This window comes from Mesorhizobium sp. GW821-FHT04C10, from assembly GCF_059420305.1.
In genome coordinates this window covers 6,745,901-6,764,018 of record NZ_JBWKTL010000001.1, presented here as the reverse complement: position 1 = coordinate 6,764,018, position 18,118 = coordinate 6,745,901, and the positions used below count along the sequence as shown (strand labels likewise).

Here is an 18,118-nt window from a genome sequence, read left to right as displayed (position 1 = left end):
TAAAATAGAGTCGTGGGACTCTTGGGGGCAAAAATGACAAGGCCAATGCGCCTCGCAGCCGCAGCCATTCTGTCGATAATGACGCTCGCCGGCTGTCAAACGAACGGGGCGGATACCACTGGTGGTGTCGTGCGCACCAACGAGCCATCGAAAGGCGACGTCACGTCTTTCGGCGATGCCTTCGATGGGTTGAAAACTGTCAGCGACGTCGAATATTACGCTTCGGACCAGGCAGTCGCAGAAGCCAAGAACCAGTTCCGCGCGGAAAACTACGGCAATGCCGGCGCCCTGTTCTTCAAGGCGACGCAACTGGCCCCCAATGATGGTAACGCCTGGATGGGTTTGGCCGCTTCGTGCGATCGCATCCACCGTTTCGACCTCGCCGACCGGGCCTATGGCCGGGCTTTCAAGCTGGCTGGTGCGACGCCGGAATATTACAACAATGTCGGTTATTCCTACCTGCTGCGCGGCAAGCTGCAGGATGCACGCAGCAACTTCCTCAAGGCCTACGAACTGGCGCCTAACGATCCGACCGTGGCCAACAATCTGAAGCTGCTGTCGTCGAGCGTACAGAACATCGAGCGCTAGGGTGCCCGTATGCTGCTTGTCGCATCCTTGCTGCTGAAAGCGCTTGCCATGCCCTTGCTGGCCAGGGTCGCCTGGCTCGATTTCACCACCCAGAAAATATCCAACCAGAATGTACTGCTGTTGCTTTGTATGGGGCTCGGATCGCTCCAGCTTCTATCGGTTCAGGCCGGGTCATGGTGGGATATGGGCTTGAGTGCGCTTGCTGGCCTTCTCCTGTTTCTCGCGCTCTTCCCATTCTGGGTCTTGCACAAGGTTGGGGCGGGCGATGTCAAGCTGATGGCGGTCATGCCTTTCGTGATCGGGGGCAGTGGCCTTGCGGTCTTTTCTTTCCCTCTGCTGGTTTTTGCCCTCACCACGGCCTTGATCGTCAAAAATCCTTTCATGCTGCCCGAAGGCGCCTTCCGCCTTTATGCTCAGCACCTCGACCGCAAGGGTGTCGTGCCGTTCGGCGTTCCGATCTCGCTGGCCGCGATCTGCACGATAGCCTTCCTTATCTATGAAAATCTGGTGCAGGCGACCAATTCTGGAGTCCTGGGCCAGTTCAACTGAACTCTACAGGCCGGTCCCGCTGAATTCGCGCACCATGATAAGTCCAGCCGGCGTGGGCTTTTCGCCCATGCCATCCGGGCACGGCAGGGAAGCATCATCACCATCTTCGCAACGACCTACATTATCCGCTCCGCCTTGCCTGTCGGCGGTCATGGCTTGTCCAGCAATCAATTCGATGGCTAGATAAACGATCCACAGGGGAAGGTATTATGGCACTTCACCTTTCGGCGGATGCCCCGGCTTCGGTCGCGGCCACGCCACAAAAATATCTCTTTGGCCCGTTCATCGACTTCTTCATGCTTGGCGGAAGCGCGCTTCTGATCCTGCCGGTCCTGTATTTTCTGCCTCTGCGCTACGAAGCTGCCGTTACGCTCACGATGTTCTTGCTCTCGCACCTCATAAACCAGCCGCATTTCGGTCATTCGTACCAGATCTTCTATCGCAATTTCGCCCGCAAGGTGCGCGGTGAGGGGTACGGCCGCAATCTCCAGATCCGCTATGTCATCGCCGGCATTGTCGTCCCACTCGCCATGATTGCCTTCTTTGCCTATGGCTCGCTGACCGGCAACGTCCGTCTTCTGGGCTATGCGACCAACGCGATGGGATTTTTCGTGGGCTGGCACTATGTCAAGCAAGGCTACGGGATGCTGATGGTGGATGCCGTGCTGAAGCGCAAATTCTTCAGTGACCAGGACAAGAAGGTGTTGCTGTTCAACGGCTACGCCGTGTGGCTGTTCGCCTGGCTTCAGACGAACGTGGTCATCACCGAAAGACAGTTCTGGGGTCTGGAGTACTACACCTTCGCGGTCCCGCCATGGCTCATCACCATCGCCATGTCGATTGCCGCTGCCTCATCGGCCGCCACCGCCGTGATGTTCATCAATCGCTGGCGCAGGCATGGTGGGGCGCTGCCTTACAACGGCGTCGTTGCCTACGTCGTGTCCCTCTATGCCTGGATCCTGTTCGTGACGCTGAACCCGCTCTGGCTGCTCGTCGTGCCGGCGCTCCATTCCTTGCAATACTTGGCGGTGGTCTGGCGCTACCAGACCAATGTCGAGCGCGACCGCGCGGATGCCGTCGCGAGGCCGGGATTGAAGGCGCTGTCCATTCTTGGACCGCGCTACAGGCTGCGCGTCCTGGCGTTCATCGTCTTTGGCGCAATTCTAGGAGCGCTCGGGTTCTGGCTGGTGCCGATGGCGCTGACCGCCATCGTTCCCTATAACAAGGCGGTGCTCGGCTCGTCGCTGTTCCTGTTCATCGCCTGGATATTCATCAACGTGCACCATTACTTCCTGGACAATGTGATGTGGCGGCGCGGCAATCCGGAAGTCTCGAAATATCTGTTCCGCTGAAGCCGTCGATTGAATTCAGTCCGGGCAGCGGCCAGTGCGGAAAGGCTCTTTCCCGGTACGGACACGATTCGTTAACCAAGATGCTGTTCATCGACAGGACGAGTTTGTGGGACGGATGCCCGTCTGCCTGTTCAAGCCTGCTTGTCAGGCCGAGGTTTTCGAAAAGAAGGCTCAGCAGCCGGCGAAAGACGTCAAATCGCCCGAAACAGAAACAATGTGCAAGGCATGAACGTGATTGAAAGCGAACAGAACGCGCCCGGCGCCTCCCACAGTTGGACATGGCTGCCGGCCATCGTGGTCGCGTTCCTTTGCCTGTGCGTCACCAGCGCGTCCGCCGAGACGCGCGCCTTGAGGATTCAACATCTTCATACCGGCGAGAAGGCCGAGATCGTCTTCAAGCGCAACGGGCGCTACGATCAGGCGGGATTGAAGAAGATCAATTTCATGCTGCGCGACTGGCGTCGCAACGAGCCGACCAGGATGGATCCGCGCCTGCTCGACCTCGTCTGGCAGGCCTATCGCGCCAGCGGTTCGACATCCTACATCCATGTCGTCAGTGCCTATCGCTCGCCGGCGACGAACGCCATGCTGCGCAGTCGCTCGAAGGGCGTGGCCCGGGAAAGCCAGCATATGGTTGGCCGCGCGATGGATTTCTTCCTGCCGGACGTGCCGCTGAAGAAGCTGCGCGACATCGGCCTCAAGATGCAGGGCGGCGGCGTGGGCTACTACCCGACCTCCGGTTCGCCTTTCATTCACATGGATGTCGGCAATGTGCGGCATTGGCCGGGCATCAGCCGGCAGGAACTTGCCAGGGTCTTCCCGAACGGCAACACCCTGCACGTGCCGAGCGACGGCCGGCCGCTGCCCGGCTATGACCAGGCGCTTGCCGCCTACAAGTCGCGCAAATCCGCCGGCACGCCCAATATCGAGCTGGCAAGCGCCGACGGCGGTCAACGCAGGCCGGCGCGTGGCCTGCTGGCGACGCTTCTGGGCGGACGCGGCGCGGACGACGCGGAGGATGTGGCGGAGGCCGTGCCGGCGCCACGCAAACCGGCGAGGTCCGTCGAACCCAATACCGCCGGACAGGGCATCGCCATCGTGCCGCCGGAGGCAGCCCAGCGGGCTGACATCCAAATGGCTTCCGCCGGTGCCGATGAAGAACCGCTCGCCGAGCAAAACAGCAAGACACCGGAAGCGATCGTCATGGCGATGGCGCCCAGTGCGGTGCCGTTGCCCGCCTTCGCCCCGCGCGCCGAGCCGACCACCAGCATACCGACGCCGCAAACCGCACCGTTCGCGATAGCCAGCGCGTCCGCGGCACGTGCCGAATTGCCGGGCGCCAAGCCGGCGGCAGCCAATGCCGAAATGCCCTTGGGCAAGACGGATGCCGCTCCAGCGGCCGTCGCGCCGGACATGGTGGCGCTCAACATCCCCTTGCCGACATGGCGGCCGCAAAGCCGGACAAGCCCGGCGCCTCAGCCGGAAGCAGCCAAATCCGCTGATGCCGTCGCTGCCTTGCTGGCCATGCATCATCCTGACGATGGGCATGGACTGGCCGCTCGGCAGGTTGCCGTCCCTGCGTCGAAACCCGAAGATCGCGTCAGGACGAGCCCGAAGGCCGACCGTGTCCAGCCACGTCTCGATCCCGAAGCCACCGCCATGATCGTGCCGGCCGCGTCGACCGGTCGGCCGCTTGCGGCACGCCTTGGCATAGCCGCCGGGCCAACGACGGCACCTGTCATCGCCGCCAATTTCATCCGCACGGCGCCGGAGCAGGTCTATCTCGACGGATTCCAGCCGCGTGGACAGACGTCCGATCACCGCCGCTTCACCGGCTCGGCGGTCAAGTTCTTGCCCATCGCCAGCTTCAAATAGGGGCGAACGCCACCGTTCGAACCGGCGTGGGCAGGTGTGGTGCAATACGGATGCTCGGGCCGTCACCCCTGCCGAAGCCGCGCCGACGGTTCTGTAAGATATTTTCCAAATTTGACAATCATGCATGAAATTGTAAGGTAATCGTCTTCCCGTCAGCGAGAGGCGATGACCATGTCGATCCGCGAAGAACTGGCCAACACGACCTTGGCGTTCACGTCGGCGGAAGAAAAGATCGTCCAGGTCCTGCTTGCCGATTATCCGATGTCGGGACTTGGAACAGCGACCCGTCTGGCACGGCGCGCCGGGGTCAGCGACCCGAGCGTGACACGGCTGATGACCAAGCTCGGCTATGTCGGCTTTGCCGATTTCCAGGCGCGTCTGCTCACCGAGGTCGAATCCAGGCTGCACTCGCCGCTGCTGATGATGGAGGCCAAGCGCCCGGGCGGCTCCAGCGAAGGCACCGCACTGGCCTATTTCCACTCGGTCTCCGACAGCCTGGAGCGCACGCGCACGGCGGTGCCGCTGCAGGCTTACACGCGCGCGGTCAATTTGCTGCTCGAGACCAAGGGCCAGGTCGTGCTGCTGGGCGGCCGCTTCAGCCGGCATATCGCCTCCATGCTTGCCGGTTACCTCCTGCAATTCCGCTCCGGCGTACGCGACATCGGTTCGCTCAGCCCTGCCGATTTCGATCTCCTGATCGACCTTGGCAGGCGCGACCTTCTCGTCGTGTTCGACTATCGGCGCTACCAGTCGGACGTGGTGAGCTTCGCGCAACAGGCGCATGAACGCGGCGTCTCCGTGCTGCTGTTCACCGACGTCTGGCTGTCGCCGATCGCCGAGATCGCCGACCTGACCATGGTCGCGGCGATCGACGCCAATTCACCCTTCGACACGCTGGCCACCGCCGTGGCGCAGATGGAGACCGTCTTCGCCCATGCGCTGGAAGGCCATGGCGCCGGGGTGCGCAAGCGCATCGAGGACATCGAGAAGATCCGCAGCGCCAATGCCGTCACCCTCGATGCCGCCCTCTCGGCACCGGACAACGAAACCGCCAAACCCAGACCCCCCAGGAAATAGCGTCGAAGCGCCGGCGCGGCGATGCGAGGAAGGAAACGACGATGCCCGACACCCAGACCATCATCGATGCCGTGCAGGCCGAGATCGAGGCCGACCGCGACTGGTTGATCGGGCTGACCCGCGACATGGTCCGCATCCCCTCGGTCAATCCCAAATTCGAAGCCAACCCGGCGATCAACCGCGAGGCGGATGTCCAGGCGCTGCTCGAACCGATCCTCAAGCGGGATGGCTTCCGCACCGAACAATGGGATGCCTTGCCCGGCCGGCCCAATCTGGTTGGCGAGTGGGCTGGAAACGAAGACCGCAGCCTGATCCTGTGCGGACATATTGATGTGGTGCCGGTCGGCGAGATGAAGGATTGGTCCGTCGATCCGTTCGGCGGCGAGATCGCCAATGGCCGGCTCTATGGCCGCGGTGCGGTCGATATGAAGGGCGGCGTCGCGGCCTGCGTCGCCGCCGCGCATGCGATCAAAAAGGCCGGCATCACGTTGCAAGGCCGATTGGCGATCCATTCCGTCGTCGACGAGGAGGCCGGGGGCTTCGGCGCGATAGACGCGGTGAAGAAGGGCAAGCTCGCCAAGGCGGTGCTTGTCGCGGAGCCGACCTGGGGCGACGTGCTGCCGGTCGAGGGCGGTCTTGAATGGGCGCGGGTGACGATCCGTGGCCGCAACGCGCATTCGGCGCTGCGCTACAACGAAATCTATCCGCAGCGCCACGACAAGGACCGGCTGAAGCCGGGCGTCAACGCGATCGAGATCGCGGCGCGCTTCATTGCAGCCGTCCGCCAGTATGAGTTGGACCGGACGCGGGCAAAGTCGCATCCGCTGCTGCCGCTCGGCATGAACACCATCAATATCGGCGTCGTGCATGGCGGCACAGGTCTTGGCGAGCATGGCCTGCCGACGGTGATGACCAACCCGGCCATCATCCCCGATGTCGCCGTGCTCGATCTCGACATGAAGTTCCTGCCGGATGAGAATTCTGCCGACTATCGCCGCGACTTCGAAAATTTCGTTCATCATTTCGCCCAGACCGACGCCTGGCTGCGCGACAATCCGCCGACCATCCAGTGGGAGCTCGGCGGTCTGCATTTCCCGCCGATGAACACGCCGGTCGACCATCCGCTGGTGACGTCGCTGATGAAGCGCAAGGCCGCGGTCGGAAAGGCGCCCGAGGCACGCGGCTTCGTCGCCGTGTGCGATGCCGCGCACTATGCCGGCGCCGGTGTCGACGGCGTCATCTTCGGTCCATCGGGCGATGGTTTCCATGGCGCCAACGAATATGTCGAGGTGGAGTCGGTGGTCGAGACCGCCAAGGTGATTGCCGCTTCGGTGATCGACTGGTGCGGCGTCCGCTGAGCAGCGCTGCTGTTTCGGGCACTCAGGCCGGGCGTTTGATCCGCCCGGCGACGGCACCCCATGCGGCCTTGATCATGCCGGCCAGCCCGCTCGGATAGGCCAGCATCACGCCGATGATCAGCACCGCAGTGATCATCGGCCGCCATGCCCCGAAATCGGCCATCCACTCGGCAAAGACGGTCAGCACGAAGGAGGCGATGATGGCGCCATAGATGGTGCTGGTGCCGCCGAGCAGCACCATCGACAGGATGATGGTCGCCAGGCTCATGCCGAAGACATCGATCGAGGCATTGCGCTGGTAAGCGGCATAGAAGGCGCCTGCAACACCGGTGAAGAAGGCGCTGGCCGCAAGCGTCAGCATGCGCTGGCGCACGATCGAGATGCCGCGGCTGATGGCGTATTCCTCATTGTCGCGCAACGCCACGATGCTGGCGCCGGCACGCGAGCGCACGAACACGCGCAGGAACAAAGTGCTTGCCACGAGCAGCGCCAGGGCGATGTAGAAATAGGCGAACTTGCCGTCGCGGACCATGTTGTGGTCGAACCAGTAGAGGCCTGGAATGCGCACGATGCCTTGCGTGCCGCCGGTGATGTCGGACTGGCTGAGGATCACCTGCATCACCAGCTGCGCGAAGCCGAACGTCACCAGGATGATGTAGATGCCTTTCAGCCGCAGGATCGGGATGGTCACCAGGATCGCCGCCAGCGTGGCGATGATGCCGCTGGCAAACAGCGCGACCCAGGGGTCGAGTCCGGCCAGCTTGGTCAACAGGCTGTAGGTATAGACGCCGATGCCGAACAGCGCCAGATGGCCGAAATTGAAGACGCCGCCATAGCCGAGGCTGAGGTCCCAGTTCGAGGCGACGATGGCATAGATGAAGGCCATGATCAGGATGTGGCGGGCATAGGTGTCGCCGAAGACCAGCGGCAGCAGCGCCAGCAGCGCGAAGCCGAGCACGAAGCCGACGGCCTCATGCTTCCACGGCGTGCGGCCCGGCGCGATCGGGGTTGCCGCTGCTGTGCGGACTGGTGCCATCGTCGAGGTCGTGTCGGTCATGCGAGGCCTCGCGAGCGGCTGGCGAAGATGCCCTCGGGGCGCACCATCAGGGTCAGGATAAGCACGCCGAACAGCAATGCCGGCGTCCAGTAGAGGCCGAAATAGTAGCTGCAGGCGGCCTCGAAGAAGCCGATCAGGTAAGCGGCGAAGATTGGTCCCGATATGCTCGATATGCCGCCGAAGACGACGACGATCAGCGCCTTGAGCAGCGGGTCGCTGCCCATGACAGGCGACATGAAACGATAGCCGCCCATGAAGATGCCGGCCAGCCCCGCCAGCGAAGCGGCGATGGCGAAGGCCAGCCCATAGAGCGCGGTCACGTTCAGCCCGACCAGATGGCTGGCATCCTCGTTCTGCGCCACTGCGCGCAGCGCCAGCCCGAGCCGCGTGCGGTTGAGGAACATCCACAGGGCCGCCAGGATCAGCGGCGTGATGACGATGATGGCGATCTGGTGCAGCGAAACGCCGACGCCGCCGATGGTGGCATTGCCGTCGATCAGCGCCGGGATCTGCTTCGAACGCGGCCCCCAGATGGTCAGGGCGCCGTTCTCGATCAGCGAGCCGGCGGCAAGCGTGGTGATGACGACGACCAGCACGATGTTGGGCCGGCCGATCAGCGGCCGCACGACGCTCGCCTGCAGTATCCAGCCGACGCCGGCCATGACGACGACGGCAACCGGAAAGGCCACCGCTGCCGGCAGGCCGAGTTCGACCAGTTGCCACGCGATGTAGGCGCCCAGCATCATGAACACGCCATGGCTGAAATTGAACACGCCGATCGTCGTCCAGACCAGGGCGAGCCCAACCGCCATCATGGCGTAGAGCGAGCCCTGGAACAGGCCGCCGAACAGGATTTCCGCCAATGCGCTCATGTTCGGATCCTCAAGCATTTTGCAGCCAAGCGGCATCGCTTGGCGTCGCAGAAATGCGGCAAAAACAAACCGATAGAGCGGGATGCCGGAGCCAATTCAATTGCATCCCGCTCTAGTGGCCAAAGTACATCGACATGATCTCGCCGTGGTCGAGGCTTTCGCCCGGCTTGATCTCGGTCGCCACCGCGCCATGATTGACGAGATAGAGTTGCTGCGTCAGTTCGAGCAGGAATTCGATGTCCTGCTCGACGACGATCAGCGGCACGCCGCCGCGCGAAATGTCCATGACGGACGCACAGAGCTCGTCCTTGATCTTGGGCGCCAGCCCCAGCGTCGGCTCGTCGAGGATCAATAGCCGCGGATGGCTCATCAGCGCCGTGCCGATCGACACCATCTGGCGCTCGCCGCCCGACAGCGTGCGCACGCGCTGGCGCCAGCGTTCGGCCAGTTTGGGGAACAGCTTGACCACCTTCTCGCGGTTTTCGGCCTCATGCGGGCGGGCGCGCGACGAATAGGCGCCCAGCGCCATGCAGTCGGCGATGGAGAGGTCGGGAAACAGCCGGTTGCCTTGCGGCACATGGATCAGCCCGGTGCCGACGATGGCGCGAGCGCTACGGCCGGCGATGTCCTGCCCGTCGAACAGGATGCGGCCGCTTTTCGGCTGCAACAGCCCGGAGATGGCGCGCAGCAGCGTCGTCTTGCCATGGCCGTTGGGCCCGAACAGGCCGACATTGCCGAAACGGCCTGCCTCCAGCGAAATGTCGTGCAGCACGGTGACGCGGCCATAGCCTGCGGTCACGCCCTCGACGGTGAGAATGGGATTCACGCCACCGCCCTCCTGGTTCCGAGATAGGCTTCGATGACGCGCTGGTCGGCGATCACGCTCCCCGGTTCGCCGGCGGCGAGTACGCGGCCATTGTTGAGCACCAGCAGGTGCTGCGACAGGCTCATCAGGAAGGTCAGCACATGCTCGATCAGGAGGATGGTGATGCCGCGTTCGGCGGTGCGGCGGATCAGGCCGATCGATGTCTCGATCTCGGGTTTGGTCAGGCTCGACGCCGGCTCGTCGAGCAACAGCATGCGCGGCTGCATGGCGATCGCGGTCGCAAGCATCAGGCATTTGCGCTCGAAGACGGACAGTTCGCCGGCCACCCGCCCGAACGACGCGGAGCCCAGTCCGACGAACTCCAGCGCTTCGGCGGCGGCTTCGCGGGCGGCCGCGGCCGTCTTTTCCTGCTTGCCGTAGCTTGCGCCGATCAAGGCGTTCTCGAAAACGGTCAGCCCGTCGAAGGAGGTCTCGCGCTGAAAGGTGCGGGCAAGGCCGAGGCGCGCGATGGCGTGCCCTGGTCTGCCGTTGATGGCGGTCCCGTCGAAGCGGATGCGGCCCCGGTCGGGTCCGAACGGGATGCCGGTGATGATGTTGAACAGCGTGCTCTTGCCGCTGCCGTTCGGGCCGGCGATGCCGAAAATCTCGCCGGCCTCGACCTTGAACGACACGCCATCGACGGCCTTCAGCGAACCGAAGGCCTTCGACACGTCGTCCAGTTCAAGCAGGGCCATCCGTCACTGCATCCAGGGCTGTGGCTTGAAGGCGCCTGTTGCGTATTTCTCCGGCGAGATCAGCGTGCGCTGGCCGTCCCAGATCTGGAAGAAGGTGATTGGGATATAGTCGTCGCCCTGCGTGGCAAGGTGGGTTGCGGGATCGAACTTCAGCCGCCCCTCGGCGACCTGCTTGTCGGTCTCCGACAGCGCTTTCATGATCGCGGCATGGTCCGATGCGCCGCCGACCTTCTTGACCGCGTCGAAATAGACATTGGTCATTTCGTAGAGGCCGACGCCGTAGGTCCCGCTCTCGACACCGTATTTCGCCTTGAACTTGGCCGCCACCTCGTCGGCGCGCGGGTTCTTCGGCGTCGTCAGCGCCCCGCCCAGGAGATTGTAGATCACACCGTTCGACTTCTTGCCGGTCAGTTCGACGAATTCCGGAACGCTCGGCGCATATTGCAGGAAGACCAGGCTCTTGGTCGGCTGCTCGAGGAACTGGTTCAGGAAGGATGCCGAATTGCCCGGCAGATAGTCGGTATTGATGACGACGTCCGGGACATTCTCGCGCACCTTGGCGAGGATCGAGCGCCAGTCGGTCACTTCGCCGAACGGAACGATCTCGTCGACCGTGATGGTCCAGCCCTTTTCCTTGAAGGTCTTCTTCATGCCTTCGGAGATGGTCTTGGAATAGGCGTTGTCCGAGGAGATGATGGCGACCTTCTTGGTCGGCAAGGTGATCTTGCCGTCGGCCGCGAGCTTCTCTACGAACAGGGTGACGTCGGTGTTATAGGCGTCGAAGGACGGCGTCAGCGACCAGCAGCACATGTATTTGTCAGGGTTCGGCGCGATGATATCCTTGGTCTGCTGCGAGGTGGCCGCGAGCATGTAGGGCATCTCGGCCTCGGCCATGTTGTCGATCTCGAAATTCGTCAAGCTGGCGTAACCGGTGAGCATGAACTGCACGCCGGGATCGCCAAGCAGGCGCTCGACCGCGCTGGTGACATTGCCAGCGGACTGATCCTTGACGTCGCCGACCACCAGTTCGAACGTGTTGCCGGCAACGCCGCCGGCCGCGTTTGCCTCGTCGATCGCCATCTGTACGCCGCGCTGGAATTCCTGCCCGTCCGCCGCGGCGGGCCCGGTGATAGGCGCGAGCAGGCCGATCTTGACGACGTCGGCGAAAGCGGGCGCGCTCGCCGTGGCAAACACGCCGATCAGCGCGCTGCTCATCAGCATATGGCGGATTCTGTTGCCTGCGGATTTGAATTTCATCGTGCGGTTCCCTGTTTTCCTCCCGTTCATCGGGAGTTGGATAATTGACAATCTACGCATAATTGTTCTTATTTGAAAAGGATTTTTCAACGCAGCCTGACCGGGAAGACGGTTCCCGCAAAAGGTATGGAAGCCGTGGCGCTTTGCTGCGCATCTGCACTAAAACAAGGCAATTCCAGACGGAGCGGACCATGACGATCTCGCAGAAGACCCTTGAAACCAGCCACGGCAAGATCGCCGTTCGCGAGACCGGTGGCAAAGGCACCGCCGTGTTGCTGATCCACGGCAATTCCTCTTCCGGAGCTGTTTTCCGCAACCAGCTCGAGAGCCAGCTGGGCGAGCGCTACCGTATCATCGCTCCCGATCTGCCGGGCCACGGGGCATCAGGTGATGCGATCGATCCGGACCGCTCCTACAGCATGGAGGGCTATGCCGATGCGATGACCGAAGTGCTCGGGCTGCTCGGCATCGACAAGGCCATCGTCTTCGGCTGGTCGCTTGGCGGCCATATCGGATTGGAGATGATCGACCGCTTTCCCGGCCTGCTCGGCCTGATGATCACAGGCACCCCGCCAGTGGCGCCCTCGGAGGTCGGCAACGGCTTCAAACCGAGCCCGCACATGCACCTTGCCGGACAGGAAAGTTTCACTGCCGCCGATGTCGAGGCCTATGCGCGCAGCACCTGCGGTGAGCCGTTCGAGCCGTTTCTCCTCGACACTGTCGCACGCACTGACGGTCGCGCACGGCGCCTGATGTTCGAGAAATTCGCGGCCGGCACCGGCCGCAACCAGCGCGAGATCGTCGCCGGCAAGACGCCGCCCATCGCCGTTCTGAACGGCATCGACGAACCGTTCGTCAACACCGATTTCGTCGCGGCCGTGAAAATTTCCAACCTGTGGGAAGGCAAGGCGCATCTGCTCGACGATTCAGGCCATGCGCCGTTCTGGGATTCGCCCGGCCGCTTCGATCCAATCTTCGCCCGCTTCCTGGCGAGCGTCGACAAGGCTTAGGGTCGACGCCCTGTTGACGATCCAAAATTCGAATCGTCAAGCCATTGACAGGTTGGGGTCCGGAGACGCTACATATAGCCATCGTGGTTCTTTCGAATCTGTTTGGATTCGGGAGCTAAGAGGGAAGCCGGTGAGCGATTCTTCGCAATGCCGGCGCTGCCCCCGCAACTGTAAGCAGCGAGCTTAAGTCGAGTAATGCCACTGGCGTGGACGCGCTGGGAAGGCCGACGGAAGCGACGACCTGCGAGCCAGGAGACCTGCCGCGATGAATTTGAACGTCCACGGGCGGGGTGTCCCGGTGGTGCGCTTGCTGCGGCCGAATCTCCGGCCGTCACTCAGGCATGCGTGCGCCAAGGCCTCCGTCTCCAACCAATCGGGGATCATGATGCCGGCGACTTCCACCATCCACACCAACGGGACCGATCGGGTTCCTTTCTCTCGCATCGATACATCGGCCCAGCCTGCGCGGCCGGCCTATCAGGTCATCCGCCGCAACGGCTCGGTGACGCCGTTCGACGCCACCAAGATCGCGGTTGCGCTGACCAAGGCTTTTCTGGCGGTCGAGGGTTCGGTGGCCGCCGGTTCGCGGCGTGTCCATGACGTCGTGGAGGAACTGACCGCGCAGGTTATGGCAGCGCTCACCCGCCGTGCGGACGCTGGCCGCACCTTCCACATCGAGGAGATCCAGGACCAGGTCGAACTGGCGCTGATGCGCAGCGAACACCACAAGGTGGCACGCGCCTACGTGCTCTACCGCGAGGAGCGCAGTCGCGACCGCCAGGCCCACAGCGCGAGCGTGGCGGACGCGTCGTCGTCGGTGCTCAAGGTCAAGGCGGACGACGGCAGCCTGGCGCCGCTCGACGAGGCGCGGCTGCGTCGGGTCATCGACGAGGCCTGCGCCGGCCTGGAAGCGGTTTCAGCTGAAACCATCCTCACCGAGACCAGGCGCAACCTCTATGACGGCATCACGCTGGATGAATTGTCGCTGGCGCCGATCCTGGCGGCGCGCACGCTGGTCGAGACCGAACCGAACTATGCCTTCGTCAGCGCCCGCCTGCTGCTCGACCGGCTGCGGCGCGAGGCGCTGAGTTTTGTCGCCGGCAGGGCGGAACAGGCGACGCATGCCGAGATGGCGAGCCGCTACGCCTCCTATTTCCCGCAATGTATGTCCACCGGCATCAAGGCCGAACTGATCGATCCCGAACTTGGCCGCTATGATCTCGCCCGCCTCGGCGCTGCGCTGAAGCCGGAGCGCGACCTGCAGTTCCAGTTCCTCGGCCTGCAGACGCTCTACGACCGCTATTTCCTGCACACCAGCGGCAAGCGCTTCGAACTGCCCCAGGCATTCTTCATGCGCGTCGCCATGGGGCTTGCGATTAGGGAGATCGACCGCGAGGCGCGCGCCATCGAATTCTATGACCTGCTGTCGTCTTTCGACTTCATGGCCTCGACCCCGACGCTGTTCAATTCGGGTACGCTCAGGCCGCAGCTGTCGTCATGCTTCCTGACCACGGTCGCCGACGATCTCGACGGCATCTTCAAGGCCGTGAAGGACAATGCGCTGCTCGCCAAATATTCGGGCGGGCTCGGCAATGACTGGACGCCGGTGCGTGGCCTCGGCGCTCACATCAAGGGCACCAATGGCGAGAGCCAGGGCATCGTGCCGTTCCTGAAGGTTGCCAACGACACGGCGATCGCCGTCAACCAGGGCGGAAAACGCAAGGGCGCGGTCTGCGCCTATCTCGAGACCTGGCATGTCGACATCGAGGAGTTCCTCGACCTGAGGAAAAATACCGGCGACGACCGCCGCCGCACGCATGACATGAACACCGCCAACTGGGTGCCGGACCTGTTCATGAGCCGCGTCGAAGCCGATGCCGAGTGGACGCTGTTCTCGCCTGATGAAACGCCCGACCTGCACGACCTCTACGGCACGGCCTTCAAGGTGGCCTACGAAGCCTTTGAGGCGAAGGCCGCCGCCGGCGGTGTCAAGGTGTTCAAGAAGGTTCGCGCGCTCGACCTGTGGCGCAAGATGCTGACCATGCTGTTCGAGACCGGGCACCCCTGGATCACCTTCAAGGACCCCTGCAACATCCGCTCGCCGCAAGGCCATGTCGGCGTCGTGCATTCCTCGAACCTGTGCACCGAGATCACGCTCAACACCTCGAAGGACGAGGTCGCCGTCTGCAATCTGGGTTCCGTCAATCTCGCCAACCACGTCACCCTGAAAGGCCTCGACCTCGATCACTTGGCGCGGACGACCGGTACGGCGATGCGTATGCTCGACAATGTCATCGACATCAATTTCTACACCATCCCCGAGGCACGGCAGTCCAATCTGCGCCACCGTCCGGTCGGTCTCGGCCTGATGGGTTTCCAGGATGCGCTGCAGGCGCTGCGCATTGCCTATGCATCGCCCGAGGCGATCGCCTTCGCCGACACCAGCATGGAGGCGATCGCCTACAACGCGATTTCCGCTTCCTGCGATCTCGCCGCCGAGCGCGGCCGCTATCCCAGCTTCGAAGGTTCGCTCTGGTCGAAAGGCGTGCTGCCGATCGACTCGATCGGGCTGGTGTCGGACGCGCGCGGCGCGAAGGTCGACATGGATTGCTCATCGACGCTCGACTGGGAGAGCTTGCGCAAGCGGGTAAGGAAGACCGGCATGCGCAACTCCAACACCATGGCGATCGCACCGACGGCGACGATTTCCAACATCTGCGGCGTCGCGCAGTCGATCGAGCCCGCCTACCAGAACCTGTTCGTCAAATCGAACATGTCTGGCGACTTCACCGTGGTGAATGCCGCGCTGGTGCATGACCTCAAGGCCCGCGGCCTGTGGGACGAGGTGATGGTCTCCGACCTCAAATATTTCGATGGCTCGGTCGGCCAGATCGACCGCGTGCCCGACGACCTCAAGGCGCTCTACGCCACCGCCTTCGAGATCGACTCCGCCTGGCTGATCGAGGCGGCGTCGCGGCGCCAGAAATGGATCGACCAGTCGCAGTCGCTCAACCTCTACATCGCCAATCCCTCCGGCAGGAAGCTCGATGAACTCTACCGGCTGGCGTGGCGCATGGGCCTGAAGACCACCTACTATCTGCGCTCGCGCTCGGCCTCGCATGTCGAGAAATCGACGCTCAAGGGCACCGACGGAAAGCTCAATGCGGTGTCGTCGGTTGCCGCCGTTGCCGCCGCTCCAATCGTCATCAGTGAGGATGCCGCCTGGGGCAAGGCCTGCGCCGTCGACGATCCCGAATGCGAAGCCTGCCAGTAAGCAGCAAGAGAACAGGAAGAAAAAATGCTCGATTGGTCAGAACCAACCGCCGCCGCCCGCCATCCCGCGCCGACGGAGCCTCCGCTCGCCGATGCCACCGGCCTTGGTCTCATCGAACGCGGCGGCGGTCGCGTTCGTGTCGACGACAAGCGCATGATCAACGCGCGTGCCGACGTCAACCAGCTGCTGCCCCTGAAGTATCGCTGGGCCTGGGAAAAATACCTCAACGGCTGCAACAACCACTGGATGCCGACCGAAGTGTCGATGCAGGCCGACATCGCGCTGTGGAAGTCGAAGGACGGATTGACGGACGATGAACGGCGCATGCTGAAGCGCAATCTCGGCTTCTTCGCGGCATCGGAATCGCTGGTCGCCAACAACATCGTGCTGGCGATCTACCGGCATCTGACCAACCCGGAATGCCGGCAGTATCTGCTGCGGCAAGCCTTCGAGGAGGCGGTGCACACGCACACCTTCCAGTACATCGTCGAAAGCCTCGGCCTGGACGAAGGCGAGCTGTTCAACATGTACCGTGAGGTGCCGTCGATCACCGACAAGGCGGCCTGGGCGCTCAAGCACACACAGCATCTCGACGATCCGGATTTCCGCACCGGCACGCCGCAGGCGGACCAGGCGTTCCTGCGCGACCTCGTCGCCTTCTACGTCATCTTCGAGGGCATGTGGTTCTATACCGGCTTCGCGCAGATCCTGTCGCTTGGCCGCCGCAACAAGATGGTGGGTATCGCCGAGCAGTACCAGTACATATTGCGCGACGAATCCATCCATCTGAATTTCGGCATCGACGTCATCAACCAGATCAAGATCGAGAATCCGCATCTGTGGACGAAGGCGTTCCAGGAGGAGGTGCGCGGCATGATCCGCACGGCGGCCGAACTCGAGGCCGCCTACGGACGGGACACGATGCCGCGCGGTTTCCTTGGCCTCAATGCGGCCCTCTGCGAAACCTACATGCACTTTATCGCCAACCGCCGCTGCGCCCAGCTTGGCCTGCAACTGGTCTTCGCCGAGGTCGAGAATCCGTTCCCGTGGATGTCCGAGGCCATGGACTTGAAGAAGGAAAAGAACTTCTTCGAGACCCGCGTCATCGAATACCAGAATGGCGGTGCGCTGGCCTGGGACTAACAGCACGCAGCTATTCGCGAACGATAGAACGGCGGCCATGAAGGGCGCCGCACTATACAGCCTCCTCAACCTTCGGAACGTATTTAACGCAAGGCAGGACGAGAGGACGCCGAACGCGAGCCCTGATCGGCGAAGCTGCGCTCGGCGATGGCGCCGAAGACAAGACCGATGGTGGTCCACAGCACCACATGGATGCCAAGCGAGGCAACACGGAAGCGCCACAAGAGATCGGCCGAGAATTTCTCCGGCACTTCGTTGATGGTTGGCAGCACGTACATGGCGACCGTTATGACCGCGATGAATGCCGCGCCCGCAATGATCGTCGCGTTCCAAGGGCCATACTGTGCCCAAAGCCTTCGTGACAGCCCGACCGCCGCCGTCAATGCGGCAATGGAGATCACCAGCATGATGAAGAACAGCACTGTCCGCGACCCTATCGTGTCGGGATTGCCGACCGAAGGTGGATTGGCGGGATATTTCAGGTCCGGAACCAGAACGATTGAAACGAAGGCTGCCAGGGCCAGTACTGCGGAGGTGGCGCGCGGTCCCAGGCTGCTGATGCGGCCATAGGTGTAGGCGAAGACCAGCGAAAACAGCCCGCCGATCGACGCGGCATAGACCAGCACGCCGGTCAGGAGGCCGAACCCGGCCTGTGTAGGACGGCTGACGAGTTCAGGCTCGGGCGCTTCGCCAGCGGCCTGGGCGGTTTGTTCCTCGAAGGCAATGGCCCGGTCGACCTGCGGCTCGCCGTAGATCTTGGCAAAACCAAATGCGAGAAGCCCTGCGACGATGCCGACCAGCATGCCGCGCAGCAGAAGACTACCAACCATGTTCATGATCCCCGAAGCATGACCTCGAAAAGCCCCCGGCCTTTCGGTTGCTGTCACGCGCTAAAACAAATGATCAGGACGGCATCCCTTCGGGATGGCCAACTCTTAGTGGCAAGGGAAGCCGAGCAGGTGGCGACCGTCATGTACCCATTCATGGACATACATGCCCGAAATCATCGAGGTGGCACCTTCTTCCGCGCCGACGAAATAGATCGCAAGCAGGCACAAGAGACCGCCGAAGATCGCCCACGGAAGAAGCTCTTTCGCCGGGATCGGAACCGGACCGTAGGTTGGTGCAAAGGTGGTATTGGACATT

The 18,118-nt window shown here is 62.7% G+C and carries 16 protein-coding genes and 1 riboswitch; of the genes, 9 read left to right on the top strand and 7 right to left on the bottom strand.

Features of this window, described 5'->3' with window-relative positions:
• The first annotated feature begins 33 nt into the window (after positions 1-33).
• From AC07UC_RS32320 to AC07UC_RS32295, 6 genes are all read left to right on the top strand, one after another.
• Positions 34-588: a tetratricopeptide repeat protein gene (locus AC07UC_RS32320; protein WP_494908710.1), complete on the top strand. Its 555-nt coding sequence runs from the start codon at positions 34-36 to the stop codon at positions 586-588.
• Positions 589-597: 9 nt separating this feature from the next.
• Positions 598-1,137, top strand: a complete 540-nt coding sequence (locus AC07UC_RS32315) for a prepilin peptidase (RefSeq protein WP_494908709.1) — start codon at positions 598-600, stop codon at positions 1,135-1,137.
• Between the two features lie 209 nt (positions 1,138-1,346).
• The gene (locus AC07UC_RS32310; protein WP_494908708.1) at positions 1,347-2,489 is read left to right on the top strand and encodes a hypothetical protein; all 1,143 of its coding nucleotides are present in this window, start codon (positions 1,347-1,349) and stop codon (positions 2,487-2,489) included.
• A gap of 225 nt (positions 2,490-2,714) precedes the next feature.
• A complete protein-coding gene (locus AC07UC_RS32305) occupies positions 2,715-4,364 on the top strand; it encodes a peptidoglycan L,D-endopeptidase MepK (protein WP_494908707.1) in 1,650 nt (549 codons plus the stop codon).
• A gap of 171 nt (positions 4,365-4,535) precedes the next feature.
• A complete protein-coding gene (locus tag AC07UC_RS32300; protein WP_140774800.1) occupies positions 4,536-5,441 on the top strand; it encodes a MurR/RpiR family transcriptional regulator in 906 nt (301 codons plus the stop codon).
• A 41-nt stretch (positions 5,442-5,482) separates the two neighbouring features.
• Positions 5,483-6,799, top strand: a complete 1,317-nt coding sequence (locus tag AC07UC_RS32295) for a M20 family metallopeptidase (protein ID WP_494908706.1) — start codon at positions 5,483-5,485, stop codon at positions 6,797-6,799.
• Positions 6,800-6,821: 22 nt separating this feature from the next.
• On the opposite strand, the gene AC07UC_RS32290 is transcribed toward AC07UC_RS32295, so the two are convergent.
• From AC07UC_RS32290 to AC07UC_RS32270, 5 genes are all read right to left on the bottom strand, one after another.
• Positions 6,822-7,856 carry a branched-chain amino acid ABC transporter permease gene (locus tag AC07UC_RS32290; RefSeq protein ID WP_494908705.1) on the bottom strand — a complete coding sequence of 345 codons (1,035 nt, stop codon included), beginning with the start codon at positions 7,854-7,856 and terminating at the stop codon, positions 6,822-6,824.
• Entirely contained in the window at positions 7,853-8,728 is an 876-nt protein-coding gene (locus AC07UC_RS32285; protein ID WP_115144875.1) for a branched-chain amino acid ABC transporter permease, read from the bottom strand. The genes AC07UC_RS32290 and AC07UC_RS32285 overlap by 4 nt, the downstream gene beginning before the upstream one ends.
• Positions 8,729-8,840: 112 nt before the next feature.
• Entirely contained in the window at positions 8,841-9,554 is a 714-nt protein-coding gene (locus tag AC07UC_RS32280; RefSeq protein ID WP_056566014.1) for an ABC transporter ATP-binding protein, read from the bottom strand.
• A complete protein-coding gene (locus AC07UC_RS32275) occupies positions 9,551-10,288 on the bottom strand; it encodes an ABC transporter ATP-binding protein (RefSeq protein WP_494908704.1) in 738 nt (245 codons plus the stop codon). Before AC07UC_RS32275 ends, AC07UC_RS32280 begins: the two co-directional genes overlap by 4 nt.
• 3 nt (positions 10,289-10,291) lie before the next feature.
• The gene (locus AC07UC_RS32270) at positions 10,292-11,545 is read right to left on the bottom strand and encodes an ABC transporter substrate-binding protein (RefSeq protein ID WP_202323939.1); all 1,254 of its coding nucleotides are present in this window, start codon (positions 11,543-11,545) and stop codon (positions 10,292-10,294) included.
• A gap of 191 nt (positions 11,546-11,736) precedes the next feature.
• Here AC07UC_RS32270 and AC07UC_RS32265 point away from each other — a divergent pair, with 191 nt between their 5' ends.
• The 3 genes from AC07UC_RS32265 (at position 11,737) to AC07UC_RS32255 (ending at position 16,972) form a co-directional block, all read left to right on the top strand.
• Positions 11,737-12,555 (top strand): alpha/beta fold hydrolase, encoded by an 819-nt coding sequence (locus tag AC07UC_RS32265; protein WP_202323938.1) that lies wholly within the window; start codon positions 11,737-11,739, stop codon positions 12,553-12,555.
• A gap of 67 nt (positions 12,556-12,622) precedes the next feature.
• Positions 12,623-12,834: riboswitch (cobalamin riboswitch) on the top strand.
• Positions 12,835-12,940: 106 nt separating this feature from the next.
• Complete coding sequence (locus tag AC07UC_RS32260) at positions 12,941-15,829, top strand: ribonucleoside-diphosphate reductase subunit alpha (protein ID WP_494909024.1); 2,889 nt, start codon at positions 12,941-12,943, stop codon at positions 15,827-15,829.
• Between the two features lie 24 nt (positions 15,830-15,853).
• Positions 15,854-16,972 carry a ribonucleotide-diphosphate reductase subunit beta gene (locus AC07UC_RS32255; RefSeq protein WP_494908703.1) on the top strand — a complete coding sequence of 373 codons (1,119 nt, stop codon included), beginning with the start codon at positions 15,854-15,856 and terminating at the stop codon, positions 16,970-16,972.
• Between the two features lie 83 nt (positions 16,973-17,055).
• On the opposite strand, the gene AC07UC_RS32250 is transcribed toward AC07UC_RS32255, so the two are convergent.
• Complete coding sequence (locus AC07UC_RS32250) at positions 17,056-17,802, bottom strand: CbtA family protein (protein WP_494908702.1); 747 nt, start codon at positions 17,800-17,802, stop codon at positions 17,056-17,058.
• A 105-nt stretch (positions 17,803-17,907) separates the two neighbouring features.
• Positions 17,908-18,117: a CbtB domain-containing protein gene (locus AC07UC_RS32245; protein WP_140774809.1), complete on the bottom strand. Its 210-nt coding sequence runs from the start codon at positions 18,115-18,117 to the stop codon at positions 17,908-17,910.
• Position 18,118 lies beyond the last annotated feature (1 nt).

Coding starts and splice junctions, on each gene's coding strand:
- AC07UC_RS32300 (WP_140774800.1), top strand. CDS start 4,536: ATGTCGATCCGCGAAGAACTGGCCAACACGACCTTGGCGTTCACGTCG.
- AC07UC_RS32255 (WP_494908703.1), top strand. CDS start 15,854: ATGCTCGATTGGTCAGAACCAACCGCCGCCGCCCGCCATCCCGCGCCG.
- AC07UC_RS32275 (WP_494908704.1), bottom strand. CDS start 10,288: ATGGCCCTGCTTGAACTGGACGACGTGTCGAAGGCCTTCGGTTCGCTG.
- AC07UC_RS32245 (WP_140774809.1), bottom strand. CDS start 18,117: ATGTCCAATACCACCTTTGCACCAACCTACGGTCCGGTTCCGATCCCG.
- AC07UC_RS32250 (WP_494908702.1), bottom strand. CDS start 17,802: ATGGTTGGTAGTCTTCTGCTGCGCGGCATGCTGGTCGGCATCGTCGCA.
- AC07UC_RS32285 (WP_115144875.1), bottom strand. CDS start 8,728: ATGAGCGCATTGGCGGAAATCCTGTTCGGCGGCCTGTTCCAGGGCTCG.
- AC07UC_RS32265 (WP_202323938.1), top strand. CDS start 11,737: ATGACGATCTCGCAGAAGACCCTTGAAACCAGCCACGGCAAGATCGCC.
- AC07UC_RS32290 (WP_494908705.1), bottom strand. CDS start 7,856: ATGACCGACACGACCTCGACGATGGCACCAGTCCGCACAGCAGCGGCA.
- AC07UC_RS32260 (WP_494909024.1), top strand. CDS start 12,941: ATGCCGGCGACTTCCACCATCCACACCAACGGGACCGATCGGGTTCCT.
- AC07UC_RS32310 (WP_494908708.1), top strand. CDS start 1,347: ATGGCACTTCACCTTTCGGCGGATGCCCCGGCTTCGGTCGCGGCCACG.
- AC07UC_RS32305 (WP_494908707.1), top strand. CDS start 2,715: ATGAACGTGATTGAAAGCGAACAGAACGCGCCCGGCGCCTCCCACAGT.
- AC07UC_RS32270 (WP_202323939.1), bottom strand. CDS start 11,545: ATGAAATTCAAATCCGCAGGCAACAGAATCCGCCATATGCTGATGAGC.
- AC07UC_RS32320 (WP_494908710.1), top strand. CDS start 34: ATGACAAGGCCAATGCGCCTCGCAGCCGCAGCCATTCTGTCGATAATG.
- AC07UC_RS32315 (WP_494908709.1), top strand. CDS start 598: ATGCTGCTTGTCGCATCCTTGCTGCTGAAAGCGCTTGCCATGCCCTTG.
- AC07UC_RS32295 (WP_494908706.1), top strand. CDS start 5,483: ATGCCCGACACCCAGACCATCATCGATGCCGTGCAGGCCGAGATCGAG.